The organism is Rhodococcus sp. BE178, assembly GCF_050433545.1.
In the GTDB taxonomy this organism is placed as follows: Bacteria; Actinomycetota; Actinomycetes; order Mycobacteriales; family Mycobacteriaceae; genus Prescottella.
Genome location: NZ_JBNPXA010000006.1, coordinates 264,348 through 278,178, shown reverse-complemented (window position 1 = coordinate 278,178; position 13,831 = coordinate 264,348). Strand labels below are relative to the sequence as shown.

Sequence of the window (13,831 nt, the reverse complement as noted above, 5' to 3'; positions counted from 1 at the left end):
ATCGACGAAAGCTGGAAGTGCGGCTGGATCCCCGCCGCCTGCAGACGACGCAGGTGCTCCTCGACCCACTCGGGGCCGGCGGGAACCGTCATCTCGCGGTAGGTCGAGGCGAGCTCGGCGTTCTCCAGCGAGGTGCCCTTGATGTCACCCGGCGTCATCAACTCCATGATGTTCATCTGGCTGGTGTTGATCGCGATCGTGACCTGGTCCGGCTTCGGATCCAGCTCGGCGAGCATGTGCCGGACATCATCCGAGAGCCACTTCGCATCCGCGCCTTCACCTTCCGGCGCGAACGAGATCGAACCGCCGACCTGCAGGATCATGTCCGGCACCGCCTCGCGCAGGCGACCGAGGAGCTCGTTGAACTTCGACAGCCGCTTGGAGCCCTTACCGTCCTCCTCACGGACATGGATGTGCAGCACCGTCGCGCCGGCCTCGTAGCAGTCCACCGCCTGCTGGACATGCTCGTCCATCGTCAACGGCAGATCCTCCGGGAAGTCCTCCACCGCCCACTCCGGGCCGTACGGCGCGACAGTGATAACCAGCTTCTCCTGGTTCTCCGGGAACAGTGCGTCATCGTGGAAATGCATTGTGTAACTCCGTTTCTGGACAGATGTGAGGTAGGGAAAGCGGATATCAGAAAGTGCGGTCGCCGATGATCCCGGCGCGTTCCATCTTTCGAACGGCGGGCCAGTAGTCCTGGACCGCGTAGTGCTGGGTCGATCGGTTGTCCCAGATCGCGACGCTGTTCTTCGTCCACCGCCAGCGCACCTGGTACTCCGGGATCGTCGCCTGGCTCTGCAGGTACCGCAGCAGATCACCGGCGCCCGGGGCGTAGTCGATGCCACACCGGACGTTGTCGGCGGTGTGGTAGTTCGTCAGGTGCGTGGTGAAGCTGTTGACGAAGAGGATCTTCTCCCCCGTCTCCGGGTGGGTACGGACCACCGGATGCTCGGCGTCCGGGAAGCGTTCCTTGAGCTCGAGGCGCCTCTCCATCGGCAGTCGCGCGCCGAACGACGCCTCGATGCTGTGCCGCGCGCGCAGCCCCTCGATCCGCTCCTTGACGCGCTCGGGCAGCCGCTCGTAGGCCAGAGCCATGTTCACCCAGATCGTGTCTCCACCGACGGCAGGGCCCTCGACACAGCGGAGGACGCACCCCATCGGAGGATTCACACGCCACGTCGCGTCACAGTGGAAGGAGTTCTCGAACGCCTCCGGCGGGCTGTCGAGGTCCTTGTAGATCTGCACGAGACCGGGATGATCAGGGTCGCTGCCGACCACCGGATGGTCCTCGAGCGAGCCGAAACGCTCCGCCAACGCGACGTGCTCGGCCCGGCTCATGTCCTGATCCCGGAAGAAGAGCACCTTGTGCTTCAGCAGCAGCGACCGCAGTTCGGCGAAGAGGTCGGCGTCACGGGACACATCGGCAAGGTCGACACCGTGGAGTTCCGCACCGATGCTGCAGGTCAGCGGGCGGGCGTCCATGGGCGAGACGGTCGTCCGGGCTCCGGGCGCAAGTTCGACAGTGGTCATGACACTCTCCTGTACAAGCTGGAAGTGGTAGGTCGTAGCGCCGTCACGTGCTACGTCGGCACGCCGAACGACGTTGGCTGAATGGGTGTTTCAGGTCAGAACGAGAACACCGACGAACCGATGCTCTTGCCGGACTCGAGGTCTCGATGGGCCGCCTCGGCCTCTTCGAGCGCATAGTGCTGGTTGATCTCGATGGAGATACGGCCGGCGGCGACATGGCCGAACAACTCGTTCGCCAACTCGGCGCGCTCCGCCGGATCCGCAATGTAGTCGGCCAGTGCCGGGCGGGTGACGAACAACGATCCCTTGACCGCCAACTGCATGGCGTTGATGGGCGGGATCGGTCCCGATGCGGTGCCGAACGCGACGAGCAGACCGCGGCGTGCCAGCGAGTCGAGCGAGGACTCGTAGGTCGATTCACCGATGCTGTCGTAGACGACCGGGACACCCGCGCCGTCGGTGAGCTCACGCACCCGCTCGGCCACGTTCTCACGCTTGTAGACGATCACCTCGCTGCAGCCGTGCGCCTTGGCGACAGCCGCCTTCTCGTCGGTCGACACCGTCCCGATCACATTGATGCCCAGCAGCTTCGCCCACTGGCAGAAGATCAGTCCCACGCCTCCCGCTGCGGCGTGCAACAGGACCGTGTCACCGGCCTTCAACGGGTAGATCCGGCGCAGCAGGTACGACGTCGTGAGCCCGCGCATCGTCATCGCCGCGGCGGTCTCGAACTCGATTCCGTCCGGCAGTGCGATCAGATGCTCGGCCGGCATCACGCGTTCGGTGCTGTACGCACCCAGCGGGCTGCCGGTGTAGGTGACCCGGTCACCCTCCTGGAAGCCGGAGACGCCCTCGCCCACGGCCTCGACGACGCCGGCGGCCTCGACACCCATACCGGCCGGGAGTGCGGCCGGGTAGAGGCCGGTCCGAAAGTAGGTGTCTGCGAAGTTCAGGCCCACGGCCTCGTGCCGGATACGCACCTCGCCGGGGCCGGGATCGCCGACCTCCACCGTCTCCCACTTCAGGACTTCCGGACCACCGGTTTCGTAGAAGCGAATCGCCTTTGCCATTGCTATCTCCTTGTTCGCGAGTTCGTCCGAGTGGACGAACTCGCACACACGGCTGCCGGATCTTCCGGACCGCAACCTTTTCGAACATGTACCCCGCCTCCCCGGGGACGATCCATGCCGTCCCGGTTCGACTCGGCGCTGGAACCGGAACTCGGTTCCGATGTGATTCAGCTGACACGACAGTATCGACTCGGAGGGCATCACACTTACCTCTCAGGGACATATTTCTTGTCATTTCGGGACAGCCGGGATCCAGACCACACCGTCCGTGACACGTGACCCGCCGCACACTTACCCTTGCGGGGCAGTCGGGCACAGTCGAGACGAGGTGACAAGCGTGGCCAGACCCCTCGCGCGATATGCCGCGTTGACCGGATACATCGAGGTCAGCCGGACATTGGGCATCGATCCGGTCCAACTCCTGCGGGCCGTCGGCCTGGATTCGGCCAGCCTCGACCTCCAGGATCGGTGGATTCCGGCATCGTCCGTCGCTCGCCTCCTGGAATTGTCGTCAGCGGCGACCGGGCGCCAGGATTTCGCCCTCAAACTCGCCGAGCGCCGCCGGTTCTCCACACTCGGCCCCCTCAGCGTGAGCATCCGGGAGGAACCCGACGCACGCAGCGCACTTCGCATGCTGATCCGCTACCAGCACATGTACAACGAATCGCTTCACATCCGCATGTCGGAGAAGGACGGGCTCACCGCGATCAGGATCCGGATCGAACCCGGTGAACCGATGATCGTCCGACAGGCAGTCGAACTGGCAGTGGCGGTCACCCACCAACTGCTCCGCAACATGCTCGGCGAGCGCTGGCGCCCCGTGTCGGTCTGCTTCGACCACACCCGGCCGATCGACGATTCGACGCACCGACAGATGTTCGGCGCACCACTGACATTCGACAACGACTTCAGCGGAATCATCACCTACACAGCCGATCTGAACGAACCCAACCGGATGTCCGACCCGCACCTTCGCTCGTACGCGCAACAGTTCCTCGACACTCTGACGACGCCCGAGGAACCCACGATCGCCAACCGTGTGCGCGAACTCGTCGAACTTCTCCTACCGACCGGCCGGTGTTCCATCGACCAGGTTGCGCGCAGCCTCGGCGTCGACCGCCGGACGGTCCACCGCCACCTCGCGAAGTCGGGGCAGACGTTCTCGTCCGTGCTCGATGCCACGCGAACCGAACTCGCGAATCGCATGGTCAGCGGTCAGCGGTACTCGTTCACCGAGATCTCGGAGATGCTCTCGTTCTCGACGCCGAGCAGCTTCTCGCGATGGTTCCATCAGCAATTCGGCGTCAGCCCACGCGAATGGCGCAGACAGTCCCTCACGCCGGCAGAAGCGCCGGCAAACGGCTGACAGCGCGCGACAAATCCGACATCTGTCCCGAAATGCAAAGAACTGCGTCCCCGAGGGATAACCACGAACCGCCAAGTCCGGATAACGTGATCTGCGCCACCTTTCGAGCGAGCCGTATCTCGCATCACATCCATTTCGACCGCCGTGAAACGAGTGCCGCCATGACCACGAACCCCGAGCCGACACCCCCTCCGGCGATCGGCCGTATGCAGCAGCTGGCGGCTTTCGAGTCCGCAGCCGATACCGCCGCTCCCGTGCCCCCGCCGACGTAACCGTCCGTCGTCGCGCACACCCGCCTCCACCACTCCTGTCGCTTTAGGAGCACCCATGGGACTGCCTCCCACTCTGACCGACCAGCCGGTCGAAAGCACCAACGCACCGCACACCGAGACCGTCGACTCCGGACTTAGCAATCGCCGCAGCCGGATGTACCCGTGGATCGTGGCCGGCCTCGCCTTCGCGTTGCTGCTGTCGGACTACATGTCCCGACAGGTCCTCAGCGCTGTCTTCCCGATGCTGAAGGCCGATTGGTCGCTGTCCGATTCCCAGCTCGCCTCGCTCACGAGCGTGGTTGCTCTGATGGTCGGGCTCCTGACCTTCCCGCTGTCGCTGCTCGCCGACCGGTGGGGACGAGTCAGAAGCCTGGTGCTGATGGCCGTGATGTGGAGCATCGCAACCCTCTGCTGCGCGATCGCGTCCAACTTCGAGCAGATGCTGGCGGCGCGGTTCTTCGTCGGGGTGGGCGAGGCCGCATACGGCAGCGTCGGTATCGCGGTCGTCCTGAGCGTGTTCTCCCCGCGTCTGCACTCGTCGTTGAGCGGCGCCTTCATGGCCGGCGGATCCTTCGGTTCCGTGGTCGGCGTCTCGCTCGGTGGTGTGATCGCCGTCAACGTCGGGTGGCGCTGGTCGTTCACCGCGATGGCTGTGCTGGGACTCATCCTCGTCGCACTGTTCCGGGCCGTGGTCACCGAGTCCCGGCTCGCAAAGTACGCCGTGCACGACGAACCCGTCGCCCCGTCCGACGGCTCCGCGCCGTCCGCCCCGGTGATCCGGGTCCCCGTGTCCACGCTGTTCACGAACCCTGCCGTGTGGTGCGCTTACCTCGCCGGCGGATTCCAGATGTTCACCGCGGCCGTCCTGCTGTCGTGGACGCCCAGCTTCTTCAACCGGTACTACGGTATGGCGCTCGACAAGGCGGCCGGGGTCGCCGCACTGTTCGTCCTGTTGGTCGGCACGGGAATGGTCGTGTGCGGCATGATCACCGACCGGGTGAGCCGTAGCAACCCGGCACGCAAGTGGATGACCGCCGTCGTGTTCTGCGCGATCTCGCTCGTCGCACTCGGTATCGGATTCCGTCTGGGCACCGGTGCGCCGCAGCTGATCCTGCTCGGTATCGGCGCCTTCTTCTCCGCGGGCTGCTCGGGCCCGACTGCGGCCATGGTCGCCAGCCTCACCCACGAATCGGTCCGCTCGTCGGCACTCGGTACACTCACCATCGCCAACAATGTTCTCGGATTGGCGTTGGGCCCCTTCGTCATCGGCATCCTCGCCGATCGACTGGGACTTCTCGAGTCCCTCAGCCTGGCCCCGCTCTTCTACATCGCTGCCATCGTCGCGCTGCTCGTCGGCAAGCGCCTCTACCCGGCAGGAATGCGCAAGCTCGCATCGCAGAGCACTGCGTCCGCCTGACCCAGCGACCACCGAGACAGTCGGAGACGGAAAGGTACTCATGACCAAGATCTACGCATCGGCGGCCGACGCTGTCGCCGACATCCCGTCCGGGGCGTCCCTAGCCGTCGGTGGATTCGGACTGTGCGGAATCCCGGACGTGCTGATCGCCGCCCTCGCGGCACACACGGCAACGGACTTCGAGGTGTTCTCGAACAACTGTGGAACCGACGGGCACGGACTCGGGATACTCCTCGAAGACAGAAGGATTCGGCGCGTCACGGCGTCCTATGTCGGGGAGAACAAGGAGTTCGCACGGCAGTACCTGTCCGGTGAACTCGAGGTGGAGCTGACCCCGCAGGGCACCCTCGCGGAGAAGCTCCGTGCCGGCGGCGCCGGAATCCCGGCCTTCTTCACACCGTCCGGGGTAGGCACGCCGATCTCCGAGGGTGGGCTGCCGTGGCGGTACGCCGCCGACGGTTCCGTCGCGATCGCCTCTCCCCCGAAGGAGGTTCGCGAGTTCGGTGGCGCCTTCGGCAGCAAGCAGTTCGTGCTGGAGGAGTCCATCGTCGCCGACTTCTCGTTGGTGCACGCCATGGTCGCGGACACGGAAGGCAACCTCGTCTTCAACAAGGCCGCGATGAACTTCAACCCGCTGGCTGCGATGGCGGGCCGGGTGTGCATCGCGCAGGTGGAGGTCATTGTCGAGGCCGGCGAGCTCGACCCCGAGCAGGTACATCTGCCGGGCATCTACGTCGACCGCATCGTGCATATCGGACAGCAGGACAAGAAGATCGAGAAGCGGACCGTCTCGGCCGTGAAGGAGGACGCACGATGACCGCAGTCGTGGAGACCGTCGGGTGGACCCGCGAGCTGATGGCCGCGCGCGCCGCGCAGGAACTGACCACCGGTGAATACGTCAATCTCGGGATCGGTCTGCCGACCCTGATCCCGAACCACCTGCCCGACGGCGTCGAGGTCACCCTGCACAGCGAGAACGGCGTCCTGGGCACCGGCCCCTACCCCACCGAGGACGCCGTCGACGCGGACCTGATCAACGCCGGCAAGGAGACCGTCACCGTCAACGACGGTGCGTCGTTCTTCGACTCCGCTACCAGCTTCGGCATGATCCGCGGCGGGCACATCGACACCGCCGTGCTGGGCGGGATGCAGGTCTCCGCCACCGGCGACCTGGCGAACTGGATGGTGCCCGGGAAGATGGTCAAGGGCATGGGCGGCGCGATGGATCTCGTGCACGGCGCGCGCCGGGTCATTGTGCTCATGGAGCACACGGACAAGGAAGGCTCGTCGAAGATCGTCGAACGGTGCACGTTGCCGCTGACTGGGCGTGCGGTGGTGAACCGGATCATCACCGACCTCGCGGTGATCGACGTGACCGAGTCCGGGCTGGTTCTCGTGGAATGCGCTCCGGGGGTCGACGAGGAGCAGGTTCGCGCCGCGACGGACGCGCCGCTCGCGTGACGTCAGGGTGGGCGGCGATCCCTCGCCGCCCACCCTGCGCGCGTTCAGCTCGTGGCGCGACTGCGCATCGCGTCGACGAAGACCCCGGGGATCTCGGCCGGGGTACGCGCGATGTGGCTGGTTCCGCCGGTCGCTGCCGAGATCTTCTGCAGGACCGCCGCATCGGCGTCGTCGGTGATGCCGATCGTGACGATGATGACCGGACGCGCAGGATCCTGCTCCCGCTTCAACGTCGCCAGCAATTCGTCGAGCGAGATGCTCGACGGATCCTCGTTGGCGCCGTCGGTGAGGAGGATGACGCTGTTGATCGCGCTCGGGTCGTACCCCTCCTTGACGTTCCGGAACGCCGCGAGTGTGGTGTCGTAGAGCCCGGTCCCGCCCTTGACCAGAGACGGCAGCATCCGGACGGCGTCGGTCATCCGCTGCCGGTGACTCACCCCGTCGACCATCTCGTCCATCCGCCGGATCGGCGCCAGTTCCTTGTAGTCCTTCCCGTTTCCGCCGAGCCCGATCGAGAACGCCCACAGACCCAGCTGCGCGTTGTCCGGGAACAGCATGGCGCCGGTCTCACTGGCCTGCACCGTCAATGCGATCCGGGTGTCGGGGCCGGCCGTCTCGGCCATCGAACCCGAGACGTCCTCGACCACCAGTGCGCGCGACGGCAGCGCCAGCACGGCGTAGCGCCGGAGCACCTGGGCCGTGGCGGCGGGATCGGAGACGGTCAGTACGGTGGCCTCCCCGACGCCGCGACCGGCGTCGAGCGGAGCCCGGTCGGGTCCACGGAACCCGCTCTGCGACAAGGCGACCCGTCCCGATTCCGTCCCCATCACCTCGGCCAGCGCGACTCCGGCCGCTCGCGCGTCGGCGTGCTCGGTGCCCGATGCCGTCGCCACCACCGGGTAGTCGAGGAACACCGCGCCCGTGTTCGGGACCGTCACCGCCAGCTTCGTCGACGCGTCGTCCTGGTTGTGCGCCGCCACCTGCTGTTCGGTAGCGATCGCGATGCCGCCGTCCGCGGTGACGGCCGCGAACCGCGCGGAGGCGTCGGTCTGGTGCATGTTGGCGGCCTGCGCCTGCGCGATCGGGACGAGTGCGCCGGGCACGGCGTCGGCGGCGACGGTACCGGCGGCCGCCTCCGAGAGCGCCCCGACGATGGGCGCGACCGAGACGCTGCTCGTCAGCGGATCACCGATCCGCAGCCCGGGCAGTTGCAGCGCGCTCGTCCACGTCGCGAAGAACGGCATTTCCGACTCGCGCGCCGCGATGACCACCGGAGTGGCCGCGACGGATGTGGCCGCGACGTCGAACAGGGTTCCCGTTCCGCTGCTGGCCTTGGCGACCCACTGCGTCGAATCCGGAATCCACAGATCCGGTCCGCCCTGCTGTCCGGGCGCCCCGAGCGGATCCATGCCGGACGCCGCTTCGATTCGAAAGCTGCGGCAACCGAGGTCCTCCGCGGACGCCTCGGTGGTGACGGCGGTGAGCACGGGGGCGATCGACGGGTCGGCCGCCACCACGTACTCGGTGGTCGAGTCGCATCCGCCGCCGCCCAGTCGGTCGAATACGAAGTAGCCGCCGGCGCCCACGACGAGCAGCGCGGCGAGACCGACCGCGCCGTACTTGACGACGGGCGATGTCGATTTCGATTTCGATTTCGTGCGCGACGCGCTGTGACGACCGGCCATGGCTTCGAGACCTCCAGGGAAAGCACAGGGAGCGCTGGTGGGCGGGGTGAACGGACGGGTACCGCCGAATCAGGCGTACAGGGTGACGAACTTCTGCAGGGAGCTTTCGATGTCGCCGCGCAGCGCCTTCGCCACGCCGGAGCCGATGGGGCCGAACAGCGGCGCACCGCCGAGATCGATGTCGAGGGCGACCTTGGCACCCGCGGCCGCCTGATCGACACTCAGGACCAGCCCCAGCTTGACGCCGCCCTTGCCGTCCCCCTTCAGGACCAGGCTGCGTGGCGGGTTGTACTGCTTCAACGTCCACTTCACCCGATTGCGCAGTCCCTTGACCGTGACGACCGAACTGATCGTGGTGCCGGCGCTCAGCTCGGCGGGCAGTTCGCTGCGCCATCCCTCGTGGATGCTGAGCCACTGCTCGAATCCGTCGAGATCAGACGCCTTGGTCCACGCGTCCTCGGGACTCATGGGGACGTCGATCGACACCTTCAGCTTCGCCATTGACGGATCGTAACCAATCAGAAAGGTGACGTACACGACAGCTGTGCCTCGTGCCGCGAGCGCGACACGAGGCACAGCGGGGTGGAACTAGTGCGAGACGGCCTTCTCGACGCCGACGCCGGTGAGCGAGCGGACCTCCATCTCGGCCTGCTTGAACGGGTCCTCGAGCTTGTTGCGGCCGACGTAGGTGCCGACGATGCCGAGGACGAACGCGAGCGGGATCGACACGATGCCGGGGTTGGCCAGCGGGAACCACGCGAAGTCGGCGTCCGGGAACATCGACGACTTGGCACCCGAGACCGCCGGGGAGAACACGATGAGCAGCAGGCAGCTGACGAGTCCGCCGTAGATGCTGAACAGCGCGCCGGTGGTGTTGAACTTCTTCCAGAACAGCGAGTACAGCAGCGTCGGCAGATTCGCGGAAGCGGCGACCGCGAAGGCCAGGGCGACGAGGAACGCGATGTTCTGCCCCATCGCGAGGATGCCGAGGACGATCGCGACGACGCCGATGACCACCACGGTGATCCGCGAGACCCGGACCTGCTCCTCCTCCGACGCCTTGCCGCGCTTGATGACGCTGGCGTAGATGTCGTGCGCGAACGATGCGGCCGCGGTGATCGCAAGTCCGGCGACGACGGCGAGGATCGTCGCGAACGCGACCGCGGAGATGATGCCGAGGAAGATCGTGCCGCCGAGTTCGAAGGCGAGCAGCGGCGCCGCCGAGTTCTCCTTGCCCGGGGCGGCGAGGATCTTGTCCGGGCCGACCATCTTCGCGGCGCCGTACCCGAGGACGAGCGTGAACAGGTAGAACGCGCCGATCAAGCCGATCGCCCACGTCACCGAGCGCCGGGCCTCCTTCGCGGTCGGCACCGTGTAGAAACGCATCAGCACATGCGGCAGACCCGCGGTGCCGAGGACCAGCGCGATGCCCAGCGACAGGAAGTCCAGCCGCGACATGTCGCTGATGCCGTACTTGGCACCGGGCGCGAGCACGTCCCGGCCGGCGACGGCCTCGTTGGCCGAGCCGTTGACCATGTTCTGCGCGTCGGCGAGCAACTGCGAGAAGTTGCCCTTCACCGCGAACAGCACCAGCACGAACATGATTCCGGCGCCGGCGATGAGCAGGACGGCCTTGACCATCTGCACGTACGTCGTGCCCTTCATGCCGCCGATCAGCACGTACACGATCATCAGGACACCGACCACCGCGACCACGACCGCCTGGCCCGCGAAGTCCTTGATGTTCAACAGGAGTGCGACCAGTCCGCCCGCGCCGGCCATCTGGGCGAGCAGGTAGAACAGCGAGACGACGAGCGTCGACAGCGCCGCCGCCATCCGCACCGGTCGCTGCTTCAGCCGGAAACTGAGCACGTCGGCCATCGTGAAACGTCCTGTGTTGCGCAGCAGTTCGGCCACCAGGAGCAGCGCGACCAGCCATGCGACGAGGAAGCCGATGGAGTACAGGAAGCCGTCGTAGCCGTACACGGCGATCGCGCCGGCGATACCGAGGAACGACGCCGCCGACAGGTAGTCGCCGGCGATCGCGAATCCGTTCTGCGGGCCGGAGAACTGGCCGCCGCCGGTATAGAAGTCCGACGCCTTCTTCGTGGTCCGACTGGCCCGGATCACCAGCGTCATGGTGCCGACGACGAACGTCACGAAGATCGCGATGTTGAACAGCGGGTTGCCGACATCGGCGGCCGGTGCCGCAGGCGCCGCCTGGACGAGGGTGGTGATCACTGTGCCGGTCCTTCCAGTTCCTCGCGGATCGCTGCCGAGCGCGGATCGAGTTCCCGGTTCGCGAACTTCACGTACAGGGCGGTGATGACGAACGTCGTCACGAACTGGCCGAGGCCGAGCACGATGCCGAGGTTGACGTTGCCGAAGACCTTGGTGGCCATGAAGTCCGACGCGTACGTCGCGAGCAGGACGTACACGAAGTACCACGTGAGGAAGAACGCGGTCAGCGGGAAGACGAAGCGCCGCAGGCGGCGTCGCAGATCCTGGAACTCGGGGCTCGCCTGCATCTCGACGAAGGCCTGCGCATCGGGGGCAGGCCGTTGCGGCGGCGCTCCCGAGCTGAGATCTGTTGTGGTCACTGCGCGCTCCTAGTTCGTGCGGGGTGTGCGAAGCGACGCTAGTGAGAGCCAGGTCACAGGAGAAGCATGTGGCGCCAGTCACACGCCGAGCTGTCGGCGTGTGCGCCGAACGGTCGCCCGGGCGCGACGAACGGCGGGGCGCCGCGCGCTACATTGCCATCGGCATCGCGATCCGCGCTCGGTGTCGTCACCGCGGCGCTCACCACCAGGCGTTGGAAGCCCTGACCGGCCGACCGGTCGGCGCAGCGTCGGACTTCTGCACGTACAGCAGGCCCTCCCGCTCCTCCGTCGTCCACGAGCGAATCGGGAGGAGCTTGGGCGAGCCGCCGACGCACTTCCCCTTGCCGTTCCAGCGCCAGAGATGGGCCGGGCAGTCGATGTTGTCGCCGACGACCCGGCCTCAGCTCAGATCGGCGCCCATGTGCGGGCAGCGCGAATCGAGGAGGTGGATGACGCCGGCGCGGTCGGAGAAGGCCACGAGGTCGGTGTCGAATGCCCGCACGGCGTGCGGCTTGCCGTCGCGATAGTCGTCGGCCGATCCGAGGCAGTACCAGTCCGACACAGGGTCTCCTTCTTCCGGGCGTGCACACCCGAGCGCACGCAGACTCGGCCACGCTCGCCGATACCGACGATGCACGTCAATCGCGAGACCCATCCACCGGAACCGGCGTCACAACGAACGAAGGTCGTCCTCTCGGTCGCGGCCCATCCCCAGCCGCTCGGGCGCGTGCATGCGGGTGAAGACCCGGCCGATATCGGCCGACGCCTGCCGTCGGGTCGCGATACTCACGAACACCATTGCCGCGAACGACAGCGGGACGCTCACCGCCGCCGGATACCCGATCAGCACGGACGGCCACCCGTGCCACACGTCGTCCGACGGCACCCCGAGCACCGCGAGCATCGCCGCTCCCCCGCCCACCACGAGACCGACCATCAGTCCCGCCGCGGCCCCGGCGGCCGTCAGCCCGCGCCACCAGATGCCGAGGATCAGCAGTGGGCACAGCGTGGACGCCGCGACCGCGAAGACCAGGCCCACCGAACGCGACAGGTCCAGCGACGTCGCGCCCAACGCCAGCACGAGCGGCACCGCACCGGCCAGGACGGCGGCCACCCGGAAGTCACGGATCCGGCCGCGCAACACGTCGGTGCTCAGCACGCCGGCGATGCTCACCAGCAGTCCCGACGACGTCGACAGGAACGCCGCGATCGCGCCGGCCGCGACGAGCGCCGCGAGCAACTGGCCACCCCATCCCGAGAACACCGACACCGGCAGCAGCAGCACCGCGGCGTCGGACGTCCCGGTGATGAGCAGTTGCGGCACATACAGCCGGGCGAACACCCCCAACAGCACCGGGAACAGGTAGAACACACCCACGAGCGCGATCACCACGAGCGACGTCAGCCGCGCCGCCCGCCCGTCCGGGTTGGTGTAGAAGCGGACCAGCACGTGCGGCAGGCCCATCGCGCCGAGGAAGGTCGCGAGGATCAGCGAGTACACCTGGAACAGCGGGTGCGGACCACCGAAACCGCCGCCCGGATCGGCCCACCCGGCGCCGTCGGCTGGAGCGCCCGCGACGACGGGCACCGGCGATCCGGCGGGCAGCACCAGCGTCGTCCCCTTGCCGAATTCGTGCCGGCCGGTGCCGAGTTGGACGTCGCCCGCCACCTCTCGGCCGTCGAGTTGTCCGTGCACCGTGACGTCGGTCGGGGTCGCCACCTGCACCACCACATCGGTGGTGATGTCCACCGACGTCTGCGCGGCGACGGTCGGTGGTGCGGGCGCGCCCACCGGCCGCGCGTCGGCGAAGTAGTGCACCGAGAGCACCAGCGCCGGGACCGCGACGGCCGTGAGCTTGAGCCAGTACTGGAATCCCTGCACGAACGTGATGGAGCGCATGCCGCCACCCACGACGTTGGCGATCACGATCACCCCGACCACGACGACGCCCACCCAACCGGGCACGCCCAGCAGGATGTTCAGCGTCAGCCCGGCCCCCTGCAACTGCGGCACCATGTACAGCCCGCACACCAGGGCGACCACCACCATCGCGATCCGGCGGACCCGCACCGAGCCGAGCCGGAACTCCGCGAAGTCGGGCACCGTGTACGCACCGGACCGGCGCAGCGGGGCCGCGACGAACAGCAGCAGCCCCAGATAGCCGGCGGTGAAGCCGATCGGATACCACAGCGCGTCCGCGCCGTACTTCGCGATCAGGCCTGCGACTCCGAGAAACGATGCCGCCGAAAGATATTCACCCGATATGGCGGCCGCGTTCCATCCCGGACCGACGCTGCGGGACGCGACGAGGAAGTCGGATGTGGTGCGCGCCAGGCGAACCCCGTAGATACCGATGCCGACGGTGGCCACCGCCGCGGCGACGAGCGCCAGCACCGTCAGGAGCGGAATGGGCTGTCCGGTCATCG

The 13,831-nt window shown here is 67.1% G+C and carries 13 protein-coding genes; 4 read left to right on the top strand and 9 right to left on the bottom strand.

Going from position 1 to position 13,831, the window contains the following annotated elements; translation table 11 throughout:
• The 3 genes from J2X34_RS14175 to J2X34_RS14165 all read right to left on the bottom strand — a co-directional run.
• The coding region (locus tag J2X34_RS14175; RefSeq protein ID WP_429517861.1) for a 3-keto-5-aminohexanoate cleavage protein at nucleotides 1-590 on the bottom strand (590 nt) is incomplete at its 3' end.
• A gap of 46 nt (nucleotides 591-636) precedes the next feature.
• Nucleotides 637-1,533 (bottom strand): TauD/TfdA dioxygenase family protein, encoded by an 897-nt coding sequence (locus J2X34_RS14170; protein ID WP_429517859.1) that lies wholly within the window; start codon nucleotides 1,531-1,533, stop codon nucleotides 637-639.
• A 95-nt stretch (nucleotides 1,534-1,628) separates the two neighbouring features.
• On the bottom strand, nucleotides 1,629-2,603 hold the full coding sequence (locus J2X34_RS14165) for a quinone oxidoreductase family protein (RefSeq protein WP_174908607.1): 975 nt from the start codon (nucleotides 2,601-2,603) through the stop codon (nucleotides 1,629-1,631).
• A gap of 337 nt (nucleotides 2,604-2,940) precedes the next feature.
• On the opposite strand from J2X34_RS14165, the gene J2X34_RS14160 reads away from it, so the two are divergent.
• The 4 genes from J2X34_RS14160 to J2X34_RS14145 all read left to right on the top strand — a co-directional run bounded on the left by J2X34_RS14160 (nucleotide 2,941) and on the right by J2X34_RS14145 (nucleotide 7,119).
• Nucleotides 2,941-3,969 carry an AraC family transcriptional regulator gene (locus J2X34_RS14160; RefSeq protein WP_114722997.1) on the top strand — a complete coding sequence of 343 codons (1,029 nt, stop codon included), beginning with the start codon at nucleotides 2,941-2,943 and terminating at the stop codon, nucleotides 3,967-3,969.
• A gap of 327 nt (nucleotides 3,970-4,296) precedes the next feature.
• Nucleotides 4,297-5,658 (top strand): MFS transporter, encoded by a 1,362-nt coding sequence (locus tag J2X34_RS14155; protein ID WP_114722996.1) that lies wholly within the window; start codon nucleotides 4,297-4,299, stop codon nucleotides 5,656-5,658.
• Nucleotides 5,659-5,698: 40 nt separating this feature from the next.
• Complete coding sequence (locus J2X34_RS14150; RefSeq protein WP_174908603.1) at nucleotides 5,699-6,475, top strand: CoA transferase subunit A; 777 nt, start codon at nucleotides 5,699-5,701, stop codon at nucleotides 6,473-6,475.
• A complete protein-coding gene (locus J2X34_RS14145) occupies nucleotides 6,472-7,119 on the top strand; it encodes a CoA transferase subunit B (RefSeq protein ID WP_114722994.1) in 648 nt (215 codons plus the stop codon). Before J2X34_RS14150 ends, J2X34_RS14145 begins: the two co-directional genes overlap by 4 nt.
• A gap of 44 nt (nucleotides 7,120-7,163) precedes the next feature.
• Here J2X34_RS14145 and J2X34_RS14140 read toward each other — a convergent pair whose 3' ends face one another.
• The 6 genes from J2X34_RS14140 to J2X34_RS14115 form a co-directional block, all read right to left on the bottom strand.
• Nucleotides 7,164-8,804 (bottom strand): VWA domain-containing protein, encoded by a 1,641-nt coding sequence (locus tag J2X34_RS14140; protein WP_429517855.1) that lies wholly within the window; start codon nucleotides 8,802-8,804, stop codon nucleotides 7,164-7,166.
• Between the two features lie 69 nt (nucleotides 8,805-8,873).
• Nucleotides 8,874-9,305 (bottom strand): type II toxin-antitoxin system Rv0910 family toxin, encoded by a 432-nt coding sequence (locus tag J2X34_RS14135; RefSeq protein ID WP_114722992.1) that lies wholly within the window; start codon nucleotides 9,303-9,305, stop codon nucleotides 8,874-8,876.
• 87 nt (nucleotides 9,306-9,392) lie between these two features.
• On the bottom strand, nucleotides 9,393-11,045 hold the full coding sequence (locus J2X34_RS14130) for a solute symporter family protein (protein WP_429517853.1): 1,653 nt from the start codon (nucleotides 11,043-11,045) through the stop codon (nucleotides 9,393-9,395).
• On the bottom strand, nucleotides 11,042-11,404 hold the full coding sequence (locus J2X34_RS14125) for a DUF485 domain-containing protein (protein ID WP_114722990.1): 363 nt from the start codon (nucleotides 11,402-11,404) through the stop codon (nucleotides 11,042-11,044). Before J2X34_RS14125 ends, J2X34_RS14130 begins: the two co-directional genes overlap by 4 nt.
• 400 nt (nucleotides 11,405-11,804) lie before the next feature.
• Complete coding sequence (locus J2X34_RS14120; protein ID WP_429517851.1) at nucleotides 11,805-11,966, bottom strand: Rieske 2Fe-2S domain-containing protein; 162 nt, start codon at nucleotides 11,964-11,966, stop codon at nucleotides 11,805-11,807.
• Nucleotides 11,967-12,074: 108 nt separating this feature from the next.
• The gene (locus J2X34_RS14115) at nucleotides 12,075-13,829 is read right to left on the bottom strand and encodes a cation acetate symporter (protein ID WP_429517849.1); all 1,755 of its coding nucleotides are present in this window, start codon (nucleotides 13,827-13,829) and stop codon (nucleotides 12,075-12,077) included.
• Between the last annotated feature and the right edge of the window lie 2 nt (nucleotides 13,830-13,831).